This window comes from Halomonas sp. YLB-10 (assembly GCF_003856855.1).
Taxonomy (GTDB): domain Bacteria; phylum Pseudomonadota; class Gammaproteobacteria; order Pseudomonadales; family Halomonadaceae; genus Halomonas; species Halomonas litopenaei.
On record NZ_RRCU01000004.1, the window covers coordinates 137913 to 161411 of the forward strand.

Here is a 23499-nt window from a genome sequence, read left to right on the forward strand (position 1 = left end):
TCAGATGGTGTGTCGGCGTTGGAGGTTGCGCGAGTCCGGAACTGGCAGGCAGGAGGTGCCGGCAGCATGCTGAGGGTGTCCGAGCGGCTGTGGCTTGCGTCGATCGGCAAGGAGCACTGTGACGCTCTGTGGCACGCCATCGATGCCAGCCGGGAATCGTTGAGGCCCTGGCTGCCGTGGGTCGATGCCACCCGCGAGCCGGGAGATTGCGAGGTCTTCGTCACCGCTGCCATGGCCGAGCGGCGTCTCGGCAGCGCTCGACACTTTGCCTTGCTCGAGGACGACGCGCTGATCGGCGTCGTCGGCTTCAACCGCATCGTCGAACGTCACCGCTGGGCGTCGCTGGGCTATTGGCTGCGCAGCGACCGCCAGGGCGGAGGCCGCATGTCGCAGTCCGTGGCAACCCTGGTGGACTGGGGCTTCGCCGAGCTCGAGCTTCATCGACTCGAGATTCGTTGTGCCGAGGGCAATAGCCGTAGTCGCGCTATCCCGGAGCGACTCGGCTTTCGGCAGGAAGGCGTGCTGCGCGAGTGCGAATGGGTCGGCGGACGGGCGCTGTCCCATGTGGTCTATTCGCGTCTTGCCGGTGACCCCGCGCCAGGCTGACGGCCTCGCCTTCAGGCCCAGCGTTCCTCGGCGGTAAAGGCGACGGTAAACCAGCGGCGCTCGGGGGGAATGCTCAGTCGTGAGGAGATCTCCTCGCGGATCTCGTCCATCTCTACCATGCCGCGCCCGGCAGCGAAGTTCGGCGCGGTGACGATATGGATCTCGATAAAGTGGCCCCGGCCACTCTTGGCCACATGACTGTAGTAGTGGCTGAGACCCTCTCTTTGCATGATCTCCTTCATCGCCACGTGCACCTCACGATCGATGGCGCTGGGTGCCATCAGCAGGATGTCCTTGGCGGATCGCCGAATGATGTTGATGGGCACCGGCATGAACACCAGGGTCAGCACCACCAGCAGCGCTGAATCGACGTAGGGTGTCCAGTGGTCGAGCGCGGTACCTTCCAGCATAAGGGCGATCACGAAGGCCACCAGCAGCGCGCCGGTGATCAGCGCCGCCATTAGCCAGTTCTTCTGATCGATTCGCAGAAACTCGGAGTTGGCCCTGCGATTGATCTTCTTGAGGTACACTGCCATGGCGCTGCAGATCACCAGCACCACGGCGGCGTAGAGGGTGGCCGCGCCGAAGGCGAGGGCGTGGCCGCCGCCCAGCAATTCCCGCAGCGCGTTGAGAAAGGCGTAGAAGCACAAGAGCAGCAGAATGCCACCGTTGAGCGCCGCCACCATCGGCTCGAAGTGCCAGAAGCCATGCTGGAAGCGCGAGGTCGCCTCGCGCACGACCAGCCGTGACACCGCCAGCGCAAGCCCCGACATGGCGGCGTCGATGGTGGAAAAGACGCCGTCGAAGAGGATCGACTGGGAGCCGGCCAGCAGGCCGAAACTGACCCCGAGCAGGGCGACGCCCAGGGTGGTGATGATCGAAAGCGACAAGGCCCGTTGTTCGAGTCGTGAATCCATGATCCGATGCAGTGTCGAGGAAAGCTCGACTATAGGGGCTGGCGTCGTTTGGCGCCAGCCGGGGCGTTTGCGTCGGCTATCACAGGGCGTGGATCAACAGGGAGAACACCATGAGCAACAATCTCTACGCCAGGGCAGAGTGTGGCTGTGGCGCCGTTGCGCTGCTGGTCGCCGGTGAACCCGAGGCCGTCGATCCTCGCCTGAGGCTGGCCTGGTGGCCGGAGACAGCGCTGCAGTTGACGCAAGGGGCGGACTGGCTCGAGCTCACGGATGAACGCCGCGGAGAGCATCGCTTGCTGGTGGAGAGTTGCCGCCGCTGTGGTGACCGGCTCATGGTCTCACGGGACGGTTGGGTCGAGACGACGCTTGAATGGGTGGAGAGGCTGGGGCTGGAGGTATCGACGCTCCGTGCCAGTGATGCACTTCGAGAGAGCTTCGGGCATGCACGCCCCGTTGACTGAGTCGTTGTGATCTCCACCCATGGGCGCTCGCTGCCTGCGCGGTGAAGGGATCAAGGGTGCGCGTTGGCGAGCGAGGGGTATCCCAGCAACTGTCCCAGGCGCTCTGCGTGAAGCGACAGCCAGTCGGGATCGATCGGCCCCCAGTCATCGATGCGATAGTGACCGATATTGTGAGGCTTGCCTGGCTGATGCTCGAAGCGGCAGCGGATGTCCAGTTCCTCGAGGGCGGCGAGGGTGTCCTGAGCGGTACGTCTCGGCATGCCGGTGGCGGCGGTGATGGCCGGCACGCTATCGATGCCGGTGGCCACCAGATGGGCCAGGTAGAGGCGTCGATAGAAGCTGGTGCGGGTCTTGCTGAGGCTGGTCATGGGCTTTCGCTATCTCGTCGGGGGCCTTTGGTACCGATGGTGCAGCGTCACGTAAAAGCGCGGCCAGTGCAACAGAGGTTCGAGACTTTGATGCACGTCACAGGCGTGCCTGCCGGCGCAGGCTAGAGTGTGGCGACACCGGGCGGTGCTTCATGAACTTCGTCATGGAAATGATTCTTGAAGCGCGAACGGTTCTCGCCATTTTCTATCCCGAGGTTCTCGCATGTCTGCATCGCCGATCTTTGACCGCTCCGCCCTGGCCGCCCTGGCCACCACCGTCTGTCTTGGTGTCTTTTCCAGCAGTGCCTCGGCGCTGGAGTATCCGATCGGCGAGCCCGAACTGGTCAACGGCATGGAAGTCGCCGCGGTCTACCTGCAGCCGGTGGTCATGGAGCCTGCCGGTGAGCTGGCCGCTGCCGAGGCCGATATTCATCTCGAGGCGGATATTCACGCCCTCGAGGACAACGACAACGGTTTTCCTCCTGGCGCCTGGATTCCTTTTCTGCACATTGACTATCGGTTGCAGAAGGAAGGCAGCGACAGTGTGATCGAAGGTAGCCTGATGCCGATGATCGCCAGCGACGGCACCCACTATGGTGTCAATGTGGCGCTCGAAGGCATGGGGCGCTATCACCTGAGCTTCCACATCGAAGCGCCGCACCTGATGCGTCACATCGACAAGGAAACCGGCGTGGCACCCTGGTATGCGCCCTTCGACGTCGAGTACGACTTTGTCTACGCCGGCGTGGGCAAGAAGGGCGGCTACTGAGAGGAGGCGGTCATGTTGCTGCTACGTCGTTCCCGTCTCTCGGGCGCGCTGATCACGGCGCCGTTGGTCGCGCTGTCGCTGATGACACTGTGCGCCACCTCTGGTCAGGCAGAAGCCGGAGCGCTGCCTACCTACCGGTTGACCCTTGTTGACGGCAGGCTTGATCCCGTCGAACTCGAGGTCGTCGCCGGGCAGCGGTTCAAGATCGAACTGCATAATGCCGGAAGTACGCCGGTGGAATTCGAGAGTCGCCGGCTTCGCCAGGAAAAGGTGATGGGTCCCGGCGTTCACTCCTTCGTCGTGGTCCACCCGCTGAAGCCGGGGCGTTACGACTACTTCGACGAGTTTCACCTGCCCGATGCCCAGGGCGTGATCATCGCTCGGGAAGCCTCCGAGGAGGCACACCCATGAACGAAGCGGCCTTTATCGTGGTCCTGCGCGAGAGCCTGGAGGCCATCCTGGTGGTCGGCCTCGTCTACGCCTGGCTCGCCCGAGAGGGGCGTCGTGATGCCTTGAATTGGCTGTGGGGCGGTGTCGCGGCGGGTATCGCCCTGGCGGTGGTGCTCGGTGCTGTGCTGATGGGAGTAGGGCGCTGGTTGACCGGTGACGCCCAGACCCTGTTTCAGACCGCCATGTCGGCGCTGGCCGCCGCGTTGATCGTGCAGATGGTGTCGTGGATGCGCCGTCGCGGTGCCTCCTTCAAACGCTCCATGGAGTGTGACGCCATGCTGTGTCTGTCGCGCTCACGGCTGTGGGGCATCGCTACCCTGGTGGCCCTGGCGGTGGCTCGGGAAGGCGCCGAGACCCTGGTGTTTCTGTACGGTCTGGGGCTGGCCCAGTGGCGAGGCGGACAACTGACCTCCTTCGCCCTGGCCGCAGGTCTCGGCTTTGTCACGGCGGCTGCCTGCTTCGTGATGCTGCAGTGGTCCTCGCGACGACTGGCCTGGCGCGGGTTCTTCCGGGCCAGCGAGATCCTGCTGCTGCTGGTGGCGGCGGGCCTGTGGGTAGCGGCGCTCGAGCGGCTGATGAATCTGGGCTGGTTGCCGGTCGGGATCGATCCGCTGTGGGACACCAGTGCCTGGCTGGATGATGGCCAGGGAGTCGGCGGACTATTGGCCAGTATCGCCGGTTACCGTGCCTGGCCTTCCTCGACGCTGGTGCTCGGCTACCTGTGCTATTGGGGCCTCGTCTACTGGTGGGTGGGCGGGCAGCGCCCGTCGCACAACGTCGTCGAGGGAGCGGTGTCGTGAACGAGGCGGCGGCGGTGACGGCAACAGGGACGACAACAGTGACGCCAGCAGTGATGCCAGAAGCCAGCGATCGTCGCTGCGGGCCTGGCAAGGAGACTCGGCCAACCGTGGCTGAGAATCGGCATCCAGGCGCCCGCAAGACCCGACGCTGGGCACGTCTGGGAGCCTGGCTGAAGCATCATCGGCGCTGGATTCTGACACTGCAGTGGGCCGTGGTGGCGTTCTACGCTGTGCTGCTGCTGGTGCCGCCCTTGTTGCCCCTGCCGAACCATGAGGCACGCATCCTCGATCACCTCACAGTGTTCGCCGAGTTCGTGTTCTGGGGTATCTGGTGGCCCTTTGTCATGGTCAGCATGGTGGTGGCGGGGCGGCTATGGTGCGGGATGATGTGTCCGGAGGGTGCCATCACGGAAGCCGCCAGTCGTGTCGGCATGGGCCGGGCGATACCGCGCTGGATGCGTTGGGGTGGCTGGCCGTTCGTGGGCTTCGCCATGACCACGATCTATGGGCAGCTGGTCAGCGTCTACCAGTATCCCAAGGCTGCACTGCTGGTGCTGGGGGGCTCGACCCTGGCGGCGGCCGTGATCGGTCTGGTCTACGGCAAGGGCAAGCGCGTCTGGTGTCGCCATCTGTGTCCGGTCAGCGGCGTCTTTGCGCTGTTGGCCAAGCTGGCGCCGTTGCACTACCGCGCCGACCCCGAGGTGTGGACCGAACACGGACGGCGCCAGCGCCGGCGTGAGGTGTCAAGAAGCCGGGCTCCGGACTGCCCGGTGCTGATCCCGCTGAAGCAGCTGGACAGCGCCAGTGACTGCCATCTGTGCTCGCGTTGTTCAGGCTACAAGGATGCTATCCATCTCGAGCTCAGGGCGCCCGGCATCGAGGTGGTGTCGCCACCGCCTCAGCGACCCGCGACCCTGTGGGAGTTCGTGCTGGTGGTATTCGGCCTGCTGGGCATCGCGGTGGGGGCATTCCACTGGTCGGCGAGCCCCTGGTTCGTGGCCGCCAAGCAGCAGGCGGCCGTCTGGCTCTATCAGCACGGTTGGGGATGGCCGCTGGAAACCAGCGCACCCTGGTGGCTGCTGACCCACTATCCCGAACACAACGACGTCTTCACCCTGCTCGATGGAGCCCTGCTGCTGGGCTATATCGGTGCCACGACCCTGGTGCTGGGGGGGCTTGTCTCGCTGTCGCTGTCGCTGACCAACCGTCTGCTTGGCCGCTGGCGCTGGCAGCGCCTGTGGCACCTGTCCTACGCCCTGATACCCCTGGCCGCGGTTGGCGTCTTCCTGGGCCTGTCGATGACCACCCTGACCCTGCTGCGAGGCGATGGCCTGCTGATCCACTGGGCCAATGACGCCAGGGCGCTGTTGCTGGGGCTTGGCGTACTGGCAAGCGCGGGGCTTGGCTGGGGCATCCTTGGACGCTACGCCAGTGGTCTGCGTCGACTCGCTGCCATGCTACCTATGCTCGCCGCCCAGGCGCCGGTGATCGGTGCCTGGTGGCTGCTGTTCTGGGGCTGGTAGAGCGTGGTAGCGCCTGGTAGAGAGCCAGCCACCGCACTAATTATGCGTTTGCTGTGAAAGGAGCCTTCATGGCCTTGATGATCTGGCGCATTTCGTCATCCGAGGTGATATAGGCCGGCATGGTGTAAAGCCATCTGCCGAAGGATCTCAGCCACACGCCCTGTTCACGGGCGATGGCGGCGGCGCCTTTCAGCGCTTTACTGTCGTGCACCTCGATCACGCCGGTGGCGCCGAGCACACGGATGTCGGCCACCGCAGGGTGGGCGCGCAGGTCACTGTCGCCGGCGAGTTCCTGCACAAGGATGGCGTTGAGCCGAGCGATACGGCCCAGATAGTCGTCCTCCTCGAAGACCCTGAGGCTTTCCAGTGCCACGCGACAGGCCAGCGGATTGCCCATGAAGGTCGGGCCGTGCATAAAGGCGTGAAGCTCGCTGTCGCCGATAAAGGTGTCATGGACACGGTCGCTGGCCAGGGTCGCTGCGTGGCCAAGGTAGCCGCCGGTCAGCCCCTTGGACAGCACCATGATGTCCGGACTGACACCGGCATGGTCGGCGGCGAACATGCGCCCGGTGCGTCCAAAGCCGGTGGCCACTTCGTCGAACACCAACAGCACGTCGAACTCGTCGCACAAGGCGCGAGCACCCTTCAGATAGTCCGGAGAGGTCATGTTGAGACCTCCGGCGGCCTGCAGCAGGGGTTCCATCAACAGCGCGGCGATCTCGTGGTGGTGGGCTTCCAGCACCGCTCGCAGGGCGTCGAGGTCGGCGGCGACCTGCTCTGGCGTGGCCGTATAGGGTGCCGTCGGCGCCGGGGCGAAATGGTGCTTCGGAAGAAAGCCGGAAAACAGCGAATGCATGCCCTCTTCGGGGTCACACACCGCCATGCAGCCGGCGGTATCACCGTGGTAGGCCTTCATCAATGACAGCATGCGGTGCTTGTTGGGGCGGCCGCGCAGATGGTGGTACTGCACCGCCATCTTCATCGCCACCTCCATGCCCACCGAGCCGCTGTCGGAGAAGAACACGTGGTTGAGGCCCTCTGGCGTGACGCGAACCAGTTCCCGCGCGAGCTGGTCGGCGGGATCGTGGGTCAGTCCTCCAAGCATCACGTGACACAGCGTGGCAGCTTGCTCCTGAATCGCCTTGACCAGCCGTGGATGTCCGTAGCCGTGGATCATGCACCACCAGGAGCAGGTCGCGTCGAGCAATGATTCGCCGCTGTCCAGGGTAAAGCGGGTGCCCTGGCCGCCGACTACCCGGGGGGCAGGGGCCTGGGTCTTGAGATGGGCGTAGGGATGCCACACCGGAGAGGTCATGTCGGCTCCTGAAGGACGCTTGGTGGTAAACTGAGTGGCGAGTTAAAAGTTTACCACTGCTGCTGCTACCGTCGCCAACGCCAGCGCTCCCACCCGGAAAACCGGGGTAGAGCGGGGCAGGCGAGGGCACAAGGAGGAGCGGTTCTTCCTTAGGGATGCTGGGCTCAGGGATGCTGGGCGTCGACACGTTCGAGAAAGCGCTCGAACAGGAACGCCTCGTCGTTTTTCAGCGAGCGACTCAGACAGTCGATGAACTCTCGGCGCGGATAGGTGAAGACCCGCGGCGCCTTGTAGGCATCCAGATCGATGGCGATCACCTCTCCGTCGACGACCAGGAAGTTCTCTGTGTGCAGGCCACGACAGTGGATACGGTCACGGTACAAGGCTTCGAGAATGTCCAGGTAGCGGTTCTGCAGTTCCGGAGAGTCGAGGACCAGCTTTTTAAGCGCGATGCCGTGCACGTTGGCGGTGACCAGGCGATAGCGCTCTGCCGACAGGATTTTCGGTGTGGCGATACCCAGTCGCTCCAGTCGGCCGGCGACATAGCGAAAGTTGTGGCCGGGGTAGCGCCGGATGCCCAGGCGGTAGCGCCAGCGATCGCTGGTCTTGGGCGTGAAGGTCTTGATGAAGGCGTCCTGGTCCGGATCGTAGTGGACCTCGGTGTACTTGCCGGTCTGGATCAGTTGCATGGCGTCCTTGGCAGGCAGGGGGTGGCGGTCAAAACAAGGAGAGGGAAGACGTCAGGCGTCTTCGTCGAAGCGTGCGTCGAACAGTGCCTCCAGAGCGTCCAGCACCGCGTCCGCGTCCTTGCCTTCGGCCTCCAGGGTCAGCTCCGTACCGCAGGGGGCGGCCAGCATCAGCAGCGACATGATGTTGGCGGCGTCACCCGAGCGGCTGCCATGGTGGACGGTGACGGTGGCGTCAAAGGGTTGGCAGCAGGTGACCAGGCGTGTCGCGGCGCGTGCATGCAGGCCACGACGATTGGTCAGGGTCAGGGTGCGTCGGGCCACGCCTAGAGTCCTCCGCTGTCCAGTCGGCGTTGCTGGCCGAGTTCGCGGTGGCGTAGACGGACGCGGGGATGCTGGTCGGCCAGGGCCGAGGCGATTCCCTCGGCCAGGTAGACCGAACGATGCTGTCCTCCGGTGCAGCCCACCGCCACGGTGAGGTAGCTGCGCTGGCTTTGCTGATAGCGCGGTAGCCAGGTGCGCACCCAGGCGAGAATGTCGCGTTTCATGTCGGCGACGTCCTGATAGCGTTCGAGGAAGTCGATGACGCTGGGATCGCAGCCATTGGCATCACGCAGCGATGGTTCCCAGTAGGGGTTGGGCAGACAGCGGGCATCGAACACGATGTCTGCATCCGGCGGCACGCCACGCTTGAAGCCGAAGGACTCCACGGTCAGGCTCAACTGGCCGCTGCGGTGGTCGGCGACCTGTTCGGCGATGCGCGAACGCAGTTCGTGTACCGACAGGCGAGAGCTGTCGATGACCAGATCGGCCAGGTCTCGAATGCCCGAAAGGGCCTTCTGTTCGGACTCGATGGCTTCCGCCAGGGTCATGTCGCTATCACGGGTCAGGGGGTGACGGCGCCGCGTGTGGGAATAACGCTCGAGCAGAATTCGCGCATCACTGGTCAGGTAGACCACCTGGCAGTCGATCGGACTCTGCTTGAGGGACGCCAGCTGGGCGGGGAAGCGTTCCAGCGCCTCAGGCAGGTTGCGGGCGTCGACGCTGACGGCGATACGGCGGGAATGACCGTTTTCCAGCTCGTCCACCAAGGCGCCCAGCAAGGTCGCGGGAAGGTTGTCGATGGCGTAGAACCCCAGGTCCTCCAGGGCCTGAAGGGCCACGGACTTTCCCGAGCCGGAGCGACCACTGATGATCACGAGCTGCATGTCCTGTCTCCTTGGGCAGGCGTCCATTGCTGATGGCCTAGGCAAGGCCGCGATCAGGAGGGAGTGTCGTCCCCTGGCGCCTGTTGGCGGATGGCTTCCTGCAGGCGCTCGTGAAGCTCGCGCTGAGAGCTGGCGTGGCGCAGACGGTGACGTGTGTCGGCGTCGTTCATGACGCCAGCGACCTGGCCGAGCAGGGCAAGATGGGCGTCGTCGGCCTCTTCCGGCACCAGCAGCACGAACACCAGATCGACGGGCTCACCATCGATGGCATCGAAGTCGACAGGTTCCGCGAGTTTGAGGAAGCCGGAGATGGGCGCCTTGCAGTGGGGGTTGCGGGCATGGGGAATGGCGACGCCATTGCCGATGCCGGTACTGCCCAGGCGCTCACGTCCGATCAGCCGACTGAAGACCTCCTGGCTGTCCAGGCTCGGGGTGTTCTGCGCAATGAAGGTGCTGAAAAACTCCAGCACCCTCTTCTTGCTGCCTCCCGGGACATCGAACAATGTGCGCTCGGGAGGGAGAATGGCTTCCAATGTCATGAGAGTCAGCGAATTCCGGCGCCTTGGGCGCGGGCTTGGGATTTTTCCTTGTGCTTGACCAGCTGGCGGTCCAGCTTGTCGGCAAGGGCGTCGATAGCAGCATACATGTCGCCGTCCTGCGCTTCGGCATGCAGGTCGGCACCGGCGGCGTGAAGGGTGCAGGCGGCCAGCTGGCGTTCCTTTTCCACCGAGAGGGTCACCTGGACGTTGGTGATGTTGTCGTAGTGGCGCTCCACACGGGCGAGCTTCTCTTGTACGTAGTCACGCAGGGGATCGGTCAATTCGACGTGGTGGCCGGTGATGTTGACTTGCATGACAGGCTCCTTGCTCTTTCGGGTGGTGGCTTGATTGTAACCCTTTTTCCGATCCTGCAAACCCCCTCGACGCTACGCAGAAAGACGCAGATGTCATGCGAAATTTCAAGTGCTTGCGCTTTCCCGATAACTAGGCTAGCGACGCCGCAGCGCAAGGCCTCAGCGCAGTCGCTTGCGCTCGCTGGAAGACGGAATATTCATGGCTTCCCGGTACTTTGCCACGGTGCGTCTGGCGACATTGACACCGTCTTCCGCCAGCAATTCCACCAGTTTGCTGTCCGACAGAGGTTTGCGGGCAGGTTCCTTTTGAATCAACGATTTGATCATGGCGCGGATGGCGGTACTGGAATGGGCGTCGCCATCCTGGCCGACCTGGCTCGAGAAAAAATACTTCAACTCGAACACGCCGCGAGGCGTGTGCACGAACTTCTGGGTGGTCACGCGGGAGATGGTGGACTCGTGCATCTCCACCTTGTCTGCGATATCGGCCAGCACCAACGGTTTCATGGCCGCTTCTCCCTGCTCGAGGAAGTCGATCTGACGCACCATGATTTCCCGGCCGACCTTCAGCAAGGTGTCGTTGCGGCTGGACAGACTCTTGATCAGCCAGCGCGCCTCCTGCAGGTGGTCCTTGAGGAACTGGTTGTCCTGGCTCTTGTCCGCGCGCCGAATCAGCGCAGCGTAGTCGGGCTGGATGCGCAGTCGGGGCATTGCATCCGGGTTGAGTTCAACGCGCCAGCCCTCTTCGGTGTGGCGTACCACCAGGTCGGGAATGACGTAGTCGTTATCGCTGTCACCGAACTGGCTGCCGGGACGTGGGTCGAGGCTTCGGATCAGCTCGATGACGCTGTCGAGTTGGTCGTCATCGAGTCCTAGCCGGCGCTTCAGCAGACGTCGGTCGCCGCTGGCCAGTGCCTCGAGAAACTGTCTTACCAGTCGTCCGGCCTGGGGCAGCAGGACGGTATCGCGAGGCAGACTATCCAGTTGCAGCATCAAACACTCGCGCAGGTCGCGGGCGAACACTCCGGTCGGTTCGAACTGTTGCAGCCGAACCAGCACCGCCTCCACCTCGGCGAGGGGAGGGGGGCGACGACCGTCTTGCTCGAGCCCCTGGGCGATGTCATCCAGTGTCTGCTCGAGATAGCCGTCGGCGTTGACCGCGTCGAGCAGGCTCTCGGCGATCAGGCGCTCCTGGTCGCTGACGTCGAGCATCGCCAGTTGCCAGCTCAGGTGGCTGTGCAGTGACTGGGAGCTTGCCTGGCGCTCGAAATCCGCCGCCTCGCCACTGCCGGCGGGGGTGGTGCCCAGGTCCTGGTAGGTGTCGGACCAGTCGCTGTCCACACTGAGTTCCGAGGGAATCTGATCCGCCCAGTCATCTTCCGCGGCTTCCCTGGTCTGCTGTTCGCCGAACTCGTCCTCGAGTTCGAGCATGGGGTTGGCCTCCAGCGCCTGCTGGACCTCCTGGCGCAGGTCCAGAGTCGAAAGCTGCAGCAGGCCGATCGCCTGTTGCAGTTGCGGGGTCATGGTCAGCTGGGTACCGATGCGCAGCTGCAGTGACGCCTTGAGGGCCATGGGTCGGGATCCACCAGTGTTGTCGAAAGGCTTTACCCTAACGACGAGTCATCAGACATGCAAGCATCTTGCCAAGTTGGTGTTTTTTGACCTGTGGGAGGGAGTGAAAAGGTCGATGTGGAACAACTTGGTAGGGGGGGAGGTGTTTCTTTCGAGGGAGGCCCTGTGTGCAAGGTGAGGCCGACCCTTTCGGGGCCGGCGCTTGGATGCTGATGCTGGCAAGTGTTGCGGCCGCTTGAGGCGACTGCGGCTGTCGGGCGGCCCTGCGGTCTAAAGGCGGAAGTTTTCGCCCAGGTAGACCTCCTTGACGCGCTGGTTGGCAAGGATGGACTCGGCGCTGCCCTCGGCGATGATCTGGCCGTCGCCGACGATGTAGGCACGATCGCAGATATCGAGGGTCTCGCGCACGTTGTGATCGGTGATCAGGACGCCGATATCGCGGGCCTTGAGTTGACGAATGATGGACTTGATCTCGCCCACCGAGATCGGGTCGACCCCGGCGAAGGGTTCATCGAGCAGGATAAAGGCCGGCTCGGTGGCCAGGGCGCGGGCGATCTCGACCCGGCGCCGCTCCCCGCCGGACAGGCTCATGCCGGGGTTGTCGCGAATATGGCTGACGTGGAAGTCCTCGAGGAGTTGCTCGAGACGTGCTTCTCGGCCCTCGCGGTCGAGGTCCTTGCGGGTCTCGAGGATCGCCATGATGTTGTCGGCCACCGACAGCTTGCGAAAGATCGAAGCCTCCTGAGGCAGGTAGCCGATACCGGCCAGCGCGCGCTGATGCATGGCCGCGCGGCTCAGGTCCCGATCATCGATGCTGATGCTGCCGGCGTCGGCTCTGACCAGGCCGACGATCATGTAGAAGGAGGTGGTCTTGCCGGCCCCGTTGGGGCCCAGCAGACCGACGATGCTGCCCTGCTCGATCGACAGGCTGATGTCCTGGACGACGCGACGCTTCTTGTAGCTCTTGGCCAGATGGCGAGCGTGGAGAGTCTTCATCAGTTTCCTTGGCTTTCCGGCTCGAGGGTCATGCGAATGCGCTGCTCGCCCTGGACGCCCTGGGCGCTGGAGCGGGCCTGGACCACGCGGCGATCGAGGAAGTACTCCAGATAGGCACCGTCGAAGGTGTCATTGGCCTTGTGCAGCTCAGCCTGGTCGATCAGCTCCATGCGGCGTTCGGCCACGTGGTAGATCACCTTGCGGCCCCAGCCCTTGACCACCGGTTCTTCCGGGGATGGCTTCTGCTCGAGGTAGGCACGTGAGCCGGTCGCGGTCGCCAGTGACAGTTGTCCTTGGTCGTTGCGCTGGATCTCGACGCGTTCGCCGGTGAGGATCATGCTGCCTTGCACAATGCGCACGTCGCCGGTATAGACCGCGGTACCGGCGCGATCATCGAGATCCAGCTGGTCGGCCTCCACCTGAATCGGTGCGCTGCGATCACTTTCCAGCGCCAGGACACTGCTGCCGGTGGCGCCGGCGGCCAGGCCAAGGGCCAGGGCAAGCAGGAGGGCGGGACTTGGACGCATCATGGAAGGGGCTCCTTATTGAGGCTCTGGCGGATGATGACCGGTGACATTGTCGGTCAGGCGAGCGGTATTGTCATGGATCCAGGCGTCGAAGCGCTCCCCTTGCATCTGTTGAGGGGGTTGGCGTAGGACGGCTGGCGTTTCGCTCCAGACATGGCCACTGTCGCTGTCGTAGACCAATACCTCTGTATCAAGCTGCCAACGCTCTGCGGGGGCCTCGAGATGGGCGTCGCCCGACAGGGTCAGGGGGTTGCCGTCCGGACCCAGTTCACCGTTGTCGGCGTCGGCGATCCACTCTCGGCCGCTGTCGTCGATCAGCGCAAGGTCCGGCTGGTCCACCCGGGTGATGTCGTCGAGCGGTGTGTGCACAAGGCGTGGCGTATCGATGCGTTGGTGGGGGGTGCCCTGGGCATCGAAGCGGGTCAGGCGGGCATCCACCAGGTAGTAGTCGGGCTCGCCAGCCTTGTCATTGGGTACCAGGTCGGGGACGTTGCTCTCGCGGGGGTCGAGCAACGTCAGGCCGCCACCGAGTACCAGCAGCAGGATGACCAGCCAGAAGCGAAAGCCTGGACGCAGTGCGCTCAGTTTCATGTCAGCGGTCCGTTGCTCAGGTAGCTGTCGATGATATCGTCGAGGCGGCCCTGGGCCATCAGCAGGGTGTCGGTGATCTCGCGCACCGCGCCATGTCCGCCGGCAACCTGGGTGACCCAGTCGGCGTGCTGACGAAGGTAGCAGGGGGCGCCTGGCACGGTGATGCCGACCGCACTGCGATGGATGCAGGGCAGATCCGGCAGGTCATCGCCGCAGTAGGCGACCTGGTCGAGGGTCAGGCCAAGCGAATCGCACAGCGATTCAAGGGCGGGCAGCTTGCGCTCGACCCCTTGCTGTACGTGCTCGATGCCGAGTGCTCTGGCTCTCTGGGTGACCATGGGGGAGCTGCGCCCGGTGATCAGGGCCACCTGGATGCCGGCGCGCTTGGCCAGCTTGAGGCCGTGGCCATCCAGGGTGTTGAACGCCTTCAGCTCGGAGCCGTCGGCGTGGAAGTACAGTCGACCATCGGTCAGTACGCCGTCCACGTCCAGCGCCAGCAGCTTGATGTGGCGCAGGCGCTCCACCAGATCCGGCGCGAGGGAGGCGAGAAGCTCGTGAGACATGACGGCGTTCCTTGTAAAGGGATAAATGAGGCTCAGATGACACCGGCGGCCAGCAGGTCGTGCATATGCAGTGCACCGACTGGGCGCTGCTCGTCATCGACCACCGCCAGGGCGGTGATCCGGCCTTCCTCCATCAGCTTGACCGCCTCCGCCGCCAGGGTGGCGGGGCCGATGCGTCGCCCGGGGATGGTCATCACGTCATCCACGGTAAGCGAGCTGAAGTCCTGATGGCGATCCAGGGTGCGGCGCAGGTCGCCGTCGGTATAGACCCCGGCCAGGGTGCCGTCGGGGGATACCACGCAGGTAAAGCCGAGTCCTTGACGGGTGATCTCGAGCAGGGCGTCGCGCAGCGGCGAGCCCGACGGTACCGAGGGCAGGCGGTCGCCGGTATGCATCAGGTCGGCCACGGTCAACAGCAGTCGCTTGCCCAGGCTGCCGCCCGGGTGGGACAGGGCGAAATCCTCGGCGGTGAAGCCGCGGGTCTCGAGCAGCGCCACCGCCAGGGCGTCGCCCAGCGCCAGCGCTGCAGTGGTCGAAGAGGTCGGGGCCAGGTCCAGCGGGCAGGCCTCGCGCTCGACCCCTGCGTATAGATGGGCTTCGGCGTGGCGGGCCAGGGTCGACTGTGCTCGGCCGGTCATGCTGATCAGTGGAATGCCCATGCGCTTGAGCAGCGGCAGCAGGGCAGTGACCTCGGCGGTTTCGCCGGAGTTGGACAGTGCCAGGACGACGTCGCCGGGCGTGATCATGCCCAGGTCACCATGACTGGCTTCGCCGGGATGGACAAAGAAGGCCGGCGTGCCGGTGCTTGCCAGGGTGGCGGCGATCTTGCCGCCGACATGTCCCGACTTGCCCATGCCGGTGACGACCACCCGGCCGCGGCAGGCCAGCAGCAGTTGGCAGGCACGGTCGAAGTCGCCGTCGAGACGCCCGATCAGGGCGTCGATGGCGTCACGTTCCAGCTCCAGGGTGCGTCGTGCGATATCGCGGACGCTCAGGGTCGGCGTCTGCGCCGAGGAGGGGTGTTTGCTCATGGCCATGATTGTTGCCGTTTACTGCCGTTGTCACAAGGGGCCTGCCGCGACCGAAAGGCCGAGCCAGGTCAGATAAAGCGCATAGGTGCAGGCCAGCAGCGCGCCGATCCAGCGCCCCAGGCGCCCTCGGCGTTGCCACAGCAGCAGCGCCGCCAGCAGCAGCGTCAGGCCAAGCATTACCGGAAAGTCGCGGCCGGCGGCTGCGGGATCGGTGGCTCCCGGCGCCAGCAGCGCCGGTACCGGCAGTACCGCCAGCATATTGAACAGGTTGGAGCCGATGACGTTGCCGATGGCCAGATCGTGGTGGCGCTTCAGCGCGCTGGCCACGCAGGCGGCGAGTTCCGGCAGGCTGGTGCCGATGGCGACGACGGTCAGACCGATCACCAGCTCGCTTACGCCAAAGGTGCGTGCCAGCTCAGTGGCGCCCCAGACCAGGGCGCGGGAGCTTACGATCATCACCGCCAGGGTCAGCACCAGCCAGCCGATGGCCTTGCCCAGTGCCATGCCGGGAATGTCGTCGGCCATCTCCTGTTCGGCCTCGTCGGCGCGAAACAGCCACCACAGACTGAATACCAGCAGCGCGATCAGCAGGGCCGCGTCGAGGCGTTCGAGGCTGCCATCGGCCAGGGCGTAGCCGGCGAGGCCGGTGGCGCCCAACAGCAGTGGCAGCTCGCGGCGCACGATGGTGAAGCGCACCGGGATCGGCACCACCAGTGCAGTCACGCCCAGTACCAGCGCGATGTTGGCGATATTGGAGCCCAGCGCATTGCCGGTGGCCAGGTCGGGGGCGCCATCCAGCGAGGCCATCACCGAGACCACGATTTCCGGGGCAGAGGTGCCGATGGAGACGATGGTCATGCCGACCAGCATGATGCTCATGCCGGCGCGGTAGGCGGTGGCGGCGGCGGCGCCGACAAAGCGATCCGCGCTCCAGAGCAGGCCCACCAGGCCCAGGGCGACGACGACAGACGGTAACAGCATGGAGAACGACTTGGTTGCAGAAAGGGCGCCCATTGAACCCTTAGATAAACCTGCGCGCAAGCGCGCAACCGGGGCACTGGCATGCTGCATTTGAGTTAAGATACGATGTTCGAAAACCGAGCGCGGCTCAAGGCGCTCTATTCTCAAGGTTCGGGCTCAGGTCTGGCCAGGCGTCGAATCCGAGGATTCGGGGCGGGCGTCCGGTCTGAACCGCCGGTTCACGGTGATACTGACTCTATAGGGACTGCGATGACGGCTTCCTCCTTGGTGGAGGTGGAGAATCTGCATTTCACGCGCGGCGACAGGGATATCTTTCGCGGCGTGGATCTCTCCATACCCCGCGGCAAGATCACGGCCATCATGGGGCCAAGTGGCACCGGGAAGACTACCCTGCTGAAACTGATCGGGGGGCAGCTCAACCCCAGTGGCGGACGCGTCCTGATCGATGGTCAGGACGTCCATCGCCTGTCGCGCAAGGATCTGTTCCAGATGCGTCGGCGCATGGGCATGCTGTTCCAGAGTGGCGCGCTGTTTTCCGATCTCAGTGTCTACGAGAACGTGGCCTTTCCGTTGCGGGTCCACACCGATCTGCCGGAAAGCATGGTGCGTGACGTGGTGCTGATGAAGCTCGAGGCGGTGGGGCTGCGTGGGGCCAGAGACTTGATGCCAGCAGAGCTGTCCGGCGGCATGACGCGGCGTGTGGCGCTGGCGCGGGCGGTGGCGCTGGATCCTGAATTGATTCTCTACGACGAGCCCTTCGTCGGCCAGGATCCGATCTCCATGGGTGTGCTGGTCCAGTTGATTCGGCGGCTGAATCAGGCGCTGGGCTTGACGGCGGTGGTGGTCTCCCACGATATCAAGGAGACCCTGTCCATCGCCGACTACGTCTACGTGGTCGCCGACGGGCGGGTCATGGCCCACGGCACGCCGGCATCGCTGGACGTGGAACAGGACGCCCGAGTCAGTCAGTTCGTGCATGGTGAGCCGGATGGCCCTGTGCCGTTTCACTACCCGGCCAACGATTTTCACGATGACATTCTGGGCCAGGGGAGCCGTCCATGATCGAACGAATCACCCATATGGGACGGCGCGGCTGCGACCTGCTGGAGGCCGTCGGCCGGGCCAGCATCTTTCTCGGCCAGTCCATGCTGGGGCGCCCCTCGGCAGAAGGGTTCAGCCTGTGGGTGGCCCAGGTCTATGCGGTCGGTGTGCTGTCGTTGGCCATCGTGCTGGTGTCGGGGCTGTTCATCGGCATGGTGCTGGCGCTTCAGGGTTACACCATCCTGGTCGGGTTCGGTGCCGAGGACGCGCTCGGCCAGATGGTGTCGTTGGCCCTGTTGCGTGAACTGGCGCCGGTGGTGGCGGCTTTGTTGTTTGCCGGGCGCGCGGGCTCGGCGCTGACCGCCGAGATTGGCCTGATGAAGGCCACCGAGCAGCTGACCAGCATGGAGATGATCGGCGTCGATCCGCTGCGTCGTATCGTGGCGCCACGCCTGTGGGCGGGGTTCGTCTCGCTGCCGCTGTTGACCATCGGCTTCAGCGTGGTCGGCGTGTACGGCGGCTACCTGGTCGGGGTCGAGTGGCTCGGGGTGTTCGAAGGCTCGTACTGGGGCAACATGCAGGCCAGCGTCGGCTTCTTTACCGATATCGGCAACGGCGTGGTCAAGAGCATCGTGTTCGCCATAGTGGTCACCTGGATTGCCGTGTTCCAGGGGTATGATCTGGTGCCGACCTCGGAAGGTATTTCGCGGGCCACCACCCGTACCGTGGTGTATTCCTCCCTGGCCGTGCTGGGCTTGGATTTCGTTCTTACCGCCGTGATGTTCGGCGGGCTTTCCTGATTCTGCGGAGACTGTCCATGAAGCGCAGCAAGACGATGGAGTTTGGTGTGGGCCTGTTCATGCTGGCCGGTATCCTGGGGCTGGTATTCCTGGGGCTCAAGGTCAGCGGCCTGGACCTGCAACGTGCCGACGACACCTACGAGCTCCGGGCCAACTTCGCAAATATCGGTGGGCTCAAGCCGCGGGCACGAGTGACGATGGCCGGGGTGACCGTGGGACGGGTAGAGAGCATCGAGCTGGATACCGAGTTCTACGATGCCGTGGTGGTGATGTCGCTGGACAGCTCCCTGGCCGGCAAGCTGCCGGATGACAGCACCGCGGCGATCCTGACCTCGGGCCTGCTTGGTGAGCAGTACATCGGGCTGTCGGTCGGGGGATCACCGGAGATGATCGCCGAGGGTGAGGCGATTCGTGATACCCAGTCCGCGCTGGTGCTCGAGGAACTGATCCAGCAGTTCGTGTCCAATCTGACGAAAGACTGATCCGGCAGTTTCCGGAGATACAAGGAGGCAACCCATGACCCGTTCTTTGCCCGCAATGGTTCACCTGCGCCGCTGGTTGATGGCGCTGATGATGGTGCTGGCCAGTCTGCCGGCCATGGCCCAGCAATCCCCCGAACAGCTGATTCGCGACAGCGTCAATGATCTGATGGGGATGATCGGCGGCCGAGAGGCCTACTTCATGGACCGTCCCGACGAGCTCAAGCAGATGGTCGACGAGAGTCTGCGTGGCGTCGCCGACTTTCGCTACATCGGCGCCAGTGTGATGGGCCGCTACTTCAACAATGCCACGCCGGAGCAGCGTTCGCGCTTCGCCGAGGTGTTCAAGCAGACCCTGCTCGACACCTATGCCAAGGGCCTGGTGACCTTCGAGTACAAGGAAGTTCGCGTGCTCGATAACCAGTCCGCCTCACGCTATGACGATCAGGACAGCGTCGAGATGGAAGTGGTGGCCACCGATGGCACCATCTACCCGGTCAACTACACCCTGCGCAAGTCCAACGGCCAGTGGCGGGTGGTCAATGTCATCGTCAATGGCATCAATCTCGGTCTGACCTTCCGCAACCAGTTCGATCAGGCCATGCGTGACCACAACCGTGACTACGACGCCGTGATCAACAACTGGTCGCCGGATGTCGGCGTCGACGAACTGGAGCGCGGTGCGTGAGCGTGTTGATGGAAGTGGCGTCGGCCCGCCTGCTCGAGGACGGAAGTACACTCCGGGTGTGTGGCAAGGTCGACTTCGATGGGGCCGCGGACATGGCCGAGGCAGGCCGTGAGTGGCTCCAGAGTCGGGCGTCGGGCACCTCGGTGTGCCTCGACCTGAGCGAGGTGGAGCATGTCTCCAGCGCGGCGCTGACCATGATGCTCGAGTGGGCGCGTACCATTCGCCGGATCGGGCTGTCGCTCAACAGCATCAAGCTGTCGGCGCAGCTCAGACAGTTGACCGAGCTGGCCGGTCTGGATGATCTGTTGCCTTCCAGCAGCGTTACCGTCTAGCGGCGGTTGTCTGGCTGCTGGTGTCCGTGATGCGCCTGATTCGACGTCTGAATCCAGCGCCTTGATCCGGGCTGCTCGCCCTCGCCGCTAGCCCTTCCGGCACCCCCGGCCACTGCAAGGTGGCCGGGGGTGTCTTTTTTGTGACGGATGTATAGGTGGAAACCTCGCTGCGTCATCGCCAAGCGCGCCGCTTTTCTTTACCATATGCCCTTTGAGTTTTTTCGGGACGTCACGGCGAGGCCGTGGGCGTCTCCCGTCATTGGTCTGGTCAAGGAGCAGGTGCATGCAACCCAGCGACGTCAAAGCGCTGCTCGAGAGCCGTGTCGACGGCTGTGAATTTCATATCCAGGGTGAAGGCTGCAACTTTCAGGTGATTGCGGTGGGCGAACGCTTCGCCGAGCTGTCACCGGTCAAGCGTCAGCAGGTCATCTATGGTGCGCTGTCCGAGGAAATCGCCTCCGGCGCCCTTCATGCGGTCAGCATCAAGACCTATACCCCCGCACAGTGGCAGGCTGCCGCCGAAAACACCGGAGCCTGATGGTACCGCCTTCATGGACAAATTGATCATTACCGGCAACGGACCCGCCGAGGGCGACGTCTGGGCCAGTGGCGCCAAGAATGCAGCGCTGCCCATCCTGTGCGCCACCCTGCTGTCCGAAGAGCCGGTCACCATCGGCAATCTTCCCCACCTGCAGGACATCACCACCACCCTGGAACTGCTCGGCCACATGGGCGTGCAGGCGGTGATGGGCGAAAAGATGTGCATTCAGCTTAACGGAGCCCAGGTCAGCGATTGCCACGCGCCCTATGAGCTGGTCAAGAAGATGCGCGCCTCGATCCTGGTGCTTGGACCGCTGCTCGCCCACTTCGGCAAGGCCGACGTATCGCTGCCGGGCGGGTGCGCCATCGGCTCGCGTCCGGTGGACCTGCATATTCGTGGCCTCGAGGCCATGGGTGCCGATATCCGGGTCGAGGGTGGATACATCCGTGCTACCACGCCGGGCCGCCTCAAGGGTGCCACCATCTTCTTCGATACCGTGACCGTGACCGGTACCGAGAACCTGCTGATGGCCGCGACCCTGGCCGACGGCACCACGGTGCTCGAGAACGCCGCCAAGGAGCCCGAAATCGTGGATCTGGCCGAGTGCCTGATCAAGATGGGTGCCGATATCCGTGGTCACGGTACTGACACCATCACCATCGAAGGGGTGGAGCGGCTCCACGGGGCTCGCCACGACGTCATGCCGGACCGTATCGAGACCGGCACCTTCCTGGTCGCAGCGGCGCTCAGCCGTGGCCGCGTTAGGGTGCGTCGTACCCGTGCCGACATTCTCGAGGCGGTGCTGGCCAAGCTCGAGGAGGCGGGGGCCAGGATTACCACCGGTGAGGACTGGATCGAGCTGGACATGGAAGGGCGCAGGCCCAGGGCGGTCAATATCAGGACCGCTCCGTATCCGGCCTTTCCCACCGACATGCAGGCCCAGTTCGTGGCCATGAATGCGGTGGCCGAGGGCTCCTCGCGAGTGGTCGAGACGATCTTCGAGAATCGTTTCATGCACGTGCAGGAGTTGAACCGCATGGGCGCCAACATCGCCCTGGAAGGCAACACTGCCGTCATCGAAGGCGTCGAGCATCTGTCCGGTGCACCGGTGATGGCCACCGATCTGCGCGCTTCGGCCTCACTGGTGATCGCGGCGATGATGGCCAAGGGCGAGACCCTGGTCGATCGTATCTACCACATCGATCGCGGCTACGAATGCATCGAGGAAAAGCTCCACCTGCTGGGTGCTCGGATCAAGCGCGTCCCGGGCTGAGCTTTCTTCGCCCAGCCGGCTCGGACTGCCCGAGCCGGCGCGGGGAAACACGCCACATTGACTTCCAACCCGACAACCGGGCGAGACCATGAGCAAGCAATTGATAGTGGCGCTCTCCAAGGGGCGCATTCTCGACGAGACGCTGCCACTGCTGGCGGATGCCGGCATCCGGCCCGCCGAGGACCTGGGCAAGAGTCGCAAGCTGTTGTTCGACACCAATCTGCCAGACGTCAAGCTGGTGGTGATTCGTGCCACCGATGTGCCGACCTATGTGCAGCTGGGGGCGGCGGACCTGGGGGTAGCCGGCAAGGATGTGCTGCTGGAGCACGGTGCCGAGGGGCTCTATGAGCCGCTGGACCTCAATATCGCGCGTTGCAAGCTGATGACGGCTGGTATTCAGGGTGCCGAGCCCGCCCGTGCCCGGCGTCGGGTGGCGACCAAGTTCGTCAATGTGGCGCGGCGCTATTACGCCGAGCAGGGCATCCAGGCCGAGGTCATCAAGCTGTACGGTGCGATGGAGCTGGCGCCGCTGATGAACCTGGCCGACGAGATCGTCGATATCGTCGATACCGGCAATACGCTGCGTGCCAACGGTATGGAGCCACGGGAACTGATGGCCCATATCAGCACCCGGTTGGTGGTCAATCAGGCCTCGATGACCATCAAGCATGATCAGATCAAACCGCTGCTGCGCCGCTTGAGCGACGCCGTCGAGGCGCGGCGGCAGGCGGCAAGCTGAGCGCACCAGCCAACGGAACCTGAGGGTTCTCAACGTATGGCCAAGACAGAAGCGGAGATTTCCGACATGAGCCAAGACACGCCCCTGGTGGCCCGACTCTCGACCCGGGACGAGGATTTCGAGTCCCGTCTCACCGACCTGCTGGCGTGGGAAGGCGTGTCGGACCATGGTGTCCAGCAGGCGGTCTCCGAGATCATCAGCCAGGTGCGTCGGGAGGGGGATGCCGCCCTGGTGGCGCTGACCTGTCGCCTCGATCGCCTCGAGGCCTCGAGCATGGCGGATCTGACCCTGGGGGCCGATCGTCTCGAGGCCGCCTACGCCGCTCTGCCCGACGACCAGCGTCAGGCGCTGACCACCGCCGCCGAGCGTATCCGCGTCTACCACGAACGCCAGAAGCCCACTTCCTGGCAGTACACCGAAGATGACGGCACCGTGCTGGGGCAGAAGGTGACGCCGCTGGATCGCGCCGGTATCTATGTGCCCGGCGGCAAGGCCGCCTATCCCTCATCGGTGCTGATGAACGCTGTGCCGGCCCACGTGGCGGGAGTGCGGGAGATCATCATGGTGGTGCCCACGCCCGACGGCGTGGTCAACGATCTGGTGCTGGCGGCGGCGCATCTGGCCGGGGTCGACAAGGTGTTTACCCTGGGCGGTGCCCAGGCCGTGGCGGCGCTGGCCTATGGCACCGAAAGCGTGCCCAGGGTCGACAAGATCGTCGGGCCGGGCAACATTTATGTGGCCACCGCCAAGCGCGCGGTCTTTGGTCAGGTGGGGATCGACATGATCGCCGGGCCCTCCGAGATCCTGGTGGTGTCCGACGGCCAGACCGATCCTGACTGGCTGGCCATGGACCTGTTCTCCCAGGCAGAGCACGACGAAGACGCCCAGGCGATCCTGGTCAGCTGGGACGTGGAGCATCTGGCGGCGGTGGAAGCGTCCATGGAACGGCTGCTGCCGACGCTCGAGCGCGAAGCCATCGCCGGGGCCTCGCTGCGTACGCGCGGTGCGCTCATCGCCTGTCGTGACGAGGGCGAGGCGCTGGAGTTGATCAATCGCATCGCGCCGGAGCACCTGGAGTTGTCGGTGGAGCACCCGGAGCGACTGGCGGAGCAGGTGCGCCATGCCGGAGCCATCTTCATGGGACGGCATACCGCTGAGGCGCTGGGCGACTACTGCGCTGGTCCCAACCACGTGCTGCCGACCTCGGGTACGGCGCGCTTTTCGTCACCGCTTGGCGTCTATGACTTCCAGAAGCGCTCTTCGATCATTCACTGCTCGCCACAGGGGGCGTCTACCCTGGGCAAGACCGCCTCGGTGCTGGCTCGTGGTGAATCGCTGACCGCCCACGCGCGTTCGGCGGAGTACCGCATCAAGGATTGAAGCGACGCA

The 23499-nt window shown here is 64.3% G+C and carries 30 protein-coding genes; 15 read left to right on the plus strand and 15 right to left on the minus strand.

Annotated features, from left to right (window positions below):
- Nucleotides 1-66 precede the first annotated feature (66 nt).
- Complete coding sequence (locus EBB56_RS10525; protein ID WP_185696417.1) at nucleotides 67-606, plus strand: GNAT family N-acetyltransferase; 540 nt, start codon at nucleotides 67-69, stop codon at nucleotides 604-606.
- 11 nt (nucleotides 607-617) lie between these two features.
- Here the strand turns inward: EBB56_RS10525 and EBB56_RS10530 are convergent, their stop codons facing one another.
- Nucleotides 618-1523, minus strand: coding sequence for a cation diffusion facilitator family transporter (locus EBB56_RS10530; RefSeq protein ID WP_124804342.1), 906 nt, complete (start codon nucleotides 1521-1523; stop codon nucleotides 618-620).
- Between the two features lie 110 nt (nucleotides 1524-1633).
- Here EBB56_RS10530 and EBB56_RS10535 point away from each other — a divergent pair, with 110 nt between their 5' ends.
- Nucleotides 1634-1984, plus strand: coding sequence for a hypothetical protein (locus EBB56_RS10535; protein WP_124804343.1), 351 nt, complete (start codon nucleotides 1634-1636; stop codon nucleotides 1982-1984).
- Nucleotides 1985-2034: 50 nt separating this feature from the next.
- Here EBB56_RS10535 and EBB56_RS10540 read toward each other — a convergent pair whose 3' ends face one another.
- Complete coding sequence (locus EBB56_RS10540) at nucleotides 2035-2352, minus strand: helix-turn-helix domain-containing protein (RefSeq protein ID WP_045993245.1); 318 nt, start codon at nucleotides 2350-2352, stop codon at nucleotides 2035-2037.
- Nucleotides 2353-2575: 223 nt separating this feature from the next.
- Between EBB56_RS10540 and EBB56_RS10545 the strand changes: the two genes are divergently transcribed.
- From EBB56_RS10545 to EBB56_RS10560, 4 genes are all read left to right on the plus strand, one after another.
- On the plus strand, nucleotides 2576-3121 hold the full coding sequence (locus EBB56_RS10545) for an iron transporter (RefSeq protein WP_108132645.1): 546 nt from the start codon (nucleotides 2576-2578) through the stop codon (nucleotides 3119-3121).
- Between the two features lie 12 nt (nucleotides 3122-3133).
- The gene (locus tag EBB56_RS10550; RefSeq protein WP_231498632.1) at nucleotides 3134-3532 is read left to right on the plus strand and encodes a cupredoxin domain-containing protein; all 399 of its coding nucleotides are present in this window, start codon (nucleotides 3134-3136) and stop codon (nucleotides 3530-3532) included.
- A complete protein-coding gene (locus tag EBB56_RS10555) occupies nucleotides 3529-4371 on the plus strand; it encodes an FTR1 family protein (RefSeq protein WP_124804344.1) in 843 nt (280 codons plus the stop codon). Before EBB56_RS10550 ends, EBB56_RS10555 begins: the two co-directional genes overlap by 4 nt.
- 107 nt (nucleotides 4372-4478) lie before the next feature.
- Nucleotides 4479-5894 carry a 4Fe-4S binding protein gene (locus EBB56_RS10560; protein ID WP_260425332.1) on the plus strand — a complete coding sequence of 472 codons (1416 nt, stop codon included), beginning with the start codon at nucleotides 4479-4481 and terminating at the stop codon, nucleotides 5892-5894.
- Nucleotides 5895-5934: 40 nt separating this feature from the next.
- Here the strand turns inward: EBB56_RS10560 and bioA are convergent, their stop codons facing one another.
- The 13 genes from bioA to EBB56_RS10625 all read right to left on the minus strand — a co-directional run bounded on the left by bioA (nucleotide 5935) and on the right by EBB56_RS10625 (nucleotide 16217).
- Nucleotides 5935-7209, minus strand: coding sequence for an adenosylmethionine--8-amino-7-oxononanoate transaminase (gene bioA, locus EBB56_RS10565; RefSeq protein ID WP_124804345.1), 1275 nt, complete (start codon nucleotides 7207-7209; stop codon nucleotides 5935-5937).
- A 164-nt stretch (nucleotides 7210-7373) separates the two neighbouring features.
- Nucleotides 7374-7898 (minus strand): hypothetical protein, encoded by a 525-nt coding sequence (locus EBB56_RS10570; protein ID WP_124804346.1) that lies wholly within the window; start codon nucleotides 7896-7898, stop codon nucleotides 7374-7376.
- 51 nt (nucleotides 7899-7949) lie between these two features.
- The gene (locus EBB56_RS10575) at nucleotides 7950-8219 is read right to left on the minus strand and encodes an HPr family phosphocarrier protein (RefSeq protein ID WP_045993249.1); all 270 of its coding nucleotides are present in this window, start codon (nucleotides 8217-8219) and stop codon (nucleotides 7950-7952) included.
- A gap of 2 nt (nucleotides 8220-8221) precedes the next feature.
- Nucleotides 8222-9103, minus strand: a complete 882-nt coding sequence (gene rapZ / locus EBB56_RS10580; RefSeq protein ID WP_045993250.1) for an RNase adapter RapZ — start codon at nucleotides 9101-9103, stop codon at nucleotides 8222-8224.
- 53 nt (nucleotides 9104-9156) lie between these two features.
- Nucleotides 9157-9642 carry a PTS IIA-like nitrogen regulatory protein PtsN gene (gene ptsN, locus EBB56_RS10585; protein ID WP_045993251.1) on the minus strand — a complete coding sequence of 162 codons (486 nt, stop codon included), beginning with the start codon at nucleotides 9640-9642 and terminating at the stop codon, nucleotides 9157-9159.
- 5 nt (nucleotides 9643-9647) lie between these two features.
- Complete coding sequence (hpf, locus tag EBB56_RS10590) at nucleotides 9648-9956, minus strand: ribosome hibernation-promoting factor, HPF/YfiA family (RefSeq protein WP_045993252.1); 309 nt, start codon at nucleotides 9954-9956, stop codon at nucleotides 9648-9650.
- A gap of 159 nt (nucleotides 9957-10115) precedes the next feature.
- Nucleotides 10116-11528 carry an RNA polymerase factor sigma-54 gene (locus EBB56_RS10595; protein ID WP_124804347.1) on the minus strand — a complete coding sequence of 471 codons (1413 nt, stop codon included), beginning with the start codon at nucleotides 11526-11528 and terminating at the stop codon, nucleotides 10116-10118.
- A gap of 270 nt (nucleotides 11529-11798) precedes the next feature.
- The gene (gene lptB, locus EBB56_RS10600; protein WP_045993254.1) at nucleotides 11799-12524 is read right to left on the minus strand and encodes an LPS export ABC transporter ATP-binding protein; all 726 of its coding nucleotides are present in this window, start codon (nucleotides 12522-12524) and stop codon (nucleotides 11799-11801) included.
- Entirely contained in the window at nucleotides 12524-13054 is a 531-nt protein-coding gene (gene lptA / locus EBB56_RS10605) for a lipopolysaccharide transport periplasmic protein LptA (protein WP_083970449.1), read from the minus strand. Before lptA ends, lptB begins: the two co-directional genes overlap by 1 nt.
- Nucleotides 13055-13066: 12 nt before the next feature.
- Nucleotides 13067-13642 carry an LPS export ABC transporter periplasmic protein LptC gene (gene lptC / locus EBB56_RS10610; RefSeq protein ID WP_108447662.1) on the minus strand — a complete coding sequence of 192 codons (576 nt, stop codon included), beginning with the start codon at nucleotides 13640-13642 and terminating at the stop codon, nucleotides 13067-13069.
- Nucleotides 13639-14205 (minus strand): HAD family hydrolase, encoded by a 567-nt coding sequence (locus tag EBB56_RS10615; RefSeq protein WP_108447663.1) that lies wholly within the window; start codon nucleotides 14203-14205, stop codon nucleotides 13639-13641. The genes lptC and EBB56_RS10615 overlap by 4 nt, the downstream gene beginning before the upstream one ends.
- A 32-nt stretch (nucleotides 14206-14237) precedes the next feature.
- Nucleotides 14238-15236 (minus strand): KpsF/GutQ family sugar-phosphate isomerase, encoded by a 999-nt coding sequence (locus EBB56_RS10620; RefSeq protein ID WP_124804348.1) that lies wholly within the window; start codon nucleotides 15234-15236, stop codon nucleotides 14238-14240.
- A 30-nt stretch (nucleotides 15237-15266) separates the two neighbouring features.
- A complete protein-coding gene (locus tag EBB56_RS10625) occupies nucleotides 15267-16217 on the minus strand; it encodes a calcium/sodium antiporter (RefSeq protein WP_124804349.1) in 951 nt (316 codons plus the stop codon).
- A 249-nt stretch (nucleotides 16218-16466) separates the two neighbouring features.
- Between EBB56_RS10625 and EBB56_RS10630 the strand changes: the two genes are divergently transcribed.
- The 9 genes from EBB56_RS10630 (at nucleotide 16467) to hisD (ending at nucleotide 23490) form a co-directional block, all read left to right on the plus strand.
- Nucleotides 16467-17279: an ATP-binding cassette domain-containing protein gene (locus EBB56_RS10630; RefSeq protein ID WP_045993258.1), complete on the plus strand. Its 813-nt coding sequence runs from the start codon at nucleotides 16467-16469 to the stop codon at nucleotides 17277-17279.
- A complete protein-coding gene (gene mlaE / locus EBB56_RS10635; RefSeq protein WP_045993259.1) occupies nucleotides 17276-18058 on the plus strand; it encodes a lipid asymmetry maintenance ABC transporter permease subunit MlaE in 783 nt (260 codons plus the stop codon). The genes EBB56_RS10630 and mlaE overlap by 4 nt, the downstream gene beginning before the upstream one ends.
- Before the next feature lie 17 nt (nucleotides 18059-18075).
- Nucleotides 18076-18540: an outer membrane lipid asymmetry maintenance protein MlaD gene (gene mlaD / locus EBB56_RS10640; protein WP_045993260.1), complete on the plus strand. Its 465-nt coding sequence runs from the start codon at nucleotides 18076-18078 to the stop codon at nucleotides 18538-18540.
- A gap of 34 nt (nucleotides 18541-18574) precedes the next feature.
- Nucleotides 18575-19225, plus strand: a complete 651-nt coding sequence (locus EBB56_RS10645; RefSeq protein ID WP_124804350.1) for a phospholipid-binding protein MlaC — start codon at nucleotides 18575-18577, stop codon at nucleotides 19223-19225.
- Entirely contained in the window at nucleotides 19222-19557 is a 336-nt protein-coding gene (locus EBB56_RS10650; protein WP_260425333.1) for a lipid asymmetry maintenance protein MlaB, read from the plus strand. The genes EBB56_RS10645 and EBB56_RS10650 overlap by 4 nt, the downstream gene beginning before the upstream one ends.
- A gap of 283 nt (nucleotides 19558-19840) precedes the next feature.
- Nucleotides 19841-20095, plus strand: coding sequence for a BolA family protein (locus EBB56_RS10655; RefSeq protein WP_045993263.1), 255 nt, complete (start codon nucleotides 19841-19843; stop codon nucleotides 20093-20095).
- A gap of 13 nt (nucleotides 20096-20108) precedes the next feature.
- Nucleotides 20109-21371: a UDP-N-acetylglucosamine 1-carboxyvinyltransferase gene (gene murA / locus EBB56_RS10660; RefSeq protein WP_045993264.1), complete on the plus strand. Its 1263-nt coding sequence runs from the start codon at nucleotides 20109-20111 to the stop codon at nucleotides 21369-21371.
- 88 nt (nucleotides 21372-21459) lie between these two features.
- Nucleotides 21460-22110, plus strand: coding sequence for an ATP phosphoribosyltransferase (gene hisG, locus EBB56_RS10665; protein WP_045993265.1), 651 nt, complete (start codon nucleotides 21460-21462; stop codon nucleotides 22108-22110).
- 66 nt (nucleotides 22111-22176) lie between these two features.
- The gene (hisD, locus tag EBB56_RS10670; RefSeq protein WP_124804351.1) at nucleotides 22177-23490 is read left to right on the plus strand and encodes a histidinol dehydrogenase; all 1314 of its coding nucleotides are present in this window, start codon (nucleotides 22177-22179) and stop codon (nucleotides 23488-23490) included.
- Nucleotides 23491-23499: the final 9 nt, after the last annotated feature.

Bases quoted from the DNA above. Each gene is read 5' to 3' on its own strand.
- EBB56_RS10555 (WP_124804344.1), top strand. From the start codon at position 3,529: ATGAACGAAGCGGCCTTTATCGTGGTCCTGCGCGAGAGCCTGGAGGCC.
- EBB56_RS10630 (WP_045993258.1), top strand. From the start codon at position 16,467: ATGACGGCTTCCTCCTTGGTGGAGGTGGAGAATCTGCATTTCACGCGC.
- hpf (WP_045993252.1), bottom strand. From the start codon at position 9,956: ATGCAAGTCAACATCACCGGCCACCACGTCGAATTGACCGATCCCCTG.
- EBB56_RS10545 (WP_108132645.1), top strand. From the start codon at position 2,576: ATGTCTGCATCGCCGATCTTTGACCGCTCCGCCCTGGCCGCCCTGGCC.
- EBB56_RS10550 (WP_231498632.1), top strand. From the start codon at position 3,134: ATGTTGCTGCTACGTCGTTCCCGTCTCTCGGGCGCGCTGATCACGGCG.
- hisD (WP_124804351.1), top strand. From the start codon at position 22,177: ATGAGCCAAGACACGCCCCTGGTGGCCCGACTCTCGACCCGGGACGAG.
- lptA (WP_083970449.1), bottom strand. From the start codon at position 13,054: ATGATGCGTCCAAGTCCCGCCCTCCTGCTTGCCCTGGCCCTTGGCCTG.
- bioA (WP_124804345.1), bottom strand. From the start codon at position 7,209: ATGACCTCTCCGGTGTGGCATCCCTACGCCCATCTCAAGACCCAGGCC.
- EBB56_RS10625 (WP_124804349.1), bottom strand. From the start codon at position 16,217: ATGCTGTTACCGTCTGTCGTCGTCGCCCTGGGCCTGGTGGGCCTGCTC.
- EBB56_RS10525 (WP_185696417.1), top strand. From the start codon at position 67: ATGCTGAGGGTGTCCGAGCGGCTGTGGCTTGCGTCGATCGGCAAGGAG.
- EBB56_RS10615 (WP_108447663.1), bottom strand. From the start codon at position 14,205: ATGTCTCACGAGCTTCTCGCCTCCCTCGCGCCGGATCTGGTGGAGCGC.
- ptsN (WP_045993251.1), bottom strand. From the start codon at position 9,642: ATGACATTGGAAGCCATTCTCCCTCCCGAGCGCACATTGTTCGATGTC.
- EBB56_RS10570 (WP_124804346.1), bottom strand. From the start codon at position 7,898: ATGCAACTGATCCAGACCGGCAAGTACACCGAGGTCCACTACGATCCG.
- EBB56_RS10540 (WP_045993245.1), bottom strand. From the start codon at position 2,352: ATGACCAGCCTCAGCAAGACCCGCACCAGCTTCTATCGACGCCTCTAC.
- lptC (WP_108447662.1), bottom strand. From the start codon at position 13,642: ATGAAACTGAGCGCACTGCGTCCAGGCTTTCGCTTCTGGCTGGTCATC.
- EBB56_RS10645 (WP_124804350.1), top strand. From the start codon at position 18,575: ATGACCCGTTCTTTGCCCGCAATGGTTCACCTGCGCCGCTGGTTGATG.
- mlaD (WP_045993260.1), top strand. From the start codon at position 18,076: ATGAAGCGCAGCAAGACGATGGAGTTTGGTGTGGGCCTGTTCATGCTG.
- lptB (WP_045993254.1), bottom strand. From the start codon at position 12,524: ATGAAGACTCTCCACGCTCGCCATCTGGCCAAGAGCTACAAGAAGCGT.
- hisG (WP_045993265.1), top strand. From the start codon at position 21,460: ATGAGCAAGCAATTGATAGTGGCGCTCTCCAAGGGGCGCATTCTCGAC.
- rapZ (WP_045993250.1), bottom strand. From the start codon at position 9,103: ATGCAGCTCGTGATCATCAGTGGTCGCTCCGGCTCGGGAAAGTCCGTG.
- EBB56_RS10535 (WP_124804343.1), top strand. From the start codon at position 1,634: ATGAGCAACAATCTCTACGCCAGGGCAGAGTGTGGCTGTGGCGCCGTT.
- murA (WP_045993264.1), top strand. From the start codon at position 20,109: ATGGACAAATTGATCATTACCGGCAACGGACCCGCCGAGGGCGACGTC.
- EBB56_RS10655 (WP_045993263.1), top strand. From the start codon at position 19,841: ATGCAACCCAGCGACGTCAAAGCGCTGCTCGAGAGCCGTGTCGACGGC.
- EBB56_RS10595 (WP_124804347.1), bottom strand. From the start codon at position 11,528: ATGGCCCTCAAGGCGTCACTGCAGCTGCGCATCGGTACCCAGCTGACC.
- mlaE (WP_045993259.1), top strand. From the start codon at position 17,276: ATGATCGAACGAATCACCCATATGGGACGGCGCGGCTGCGACCTGCTG.
- EBB56_RS10620 (WP_124804348.1), bottom strand. From the start codon at position 15,236: ATGAGCAAACACCCCTCCTCGGCGCAGACGCCGACCCTGAGCGTCCGC.
- EBB56_RS10530 (WP_124804342.1), bottom strand. From the start codon at position 1,523: ATGGATTCACGACTCGAACAACGGGCCTTGTCGCTTTCGATCATCACC.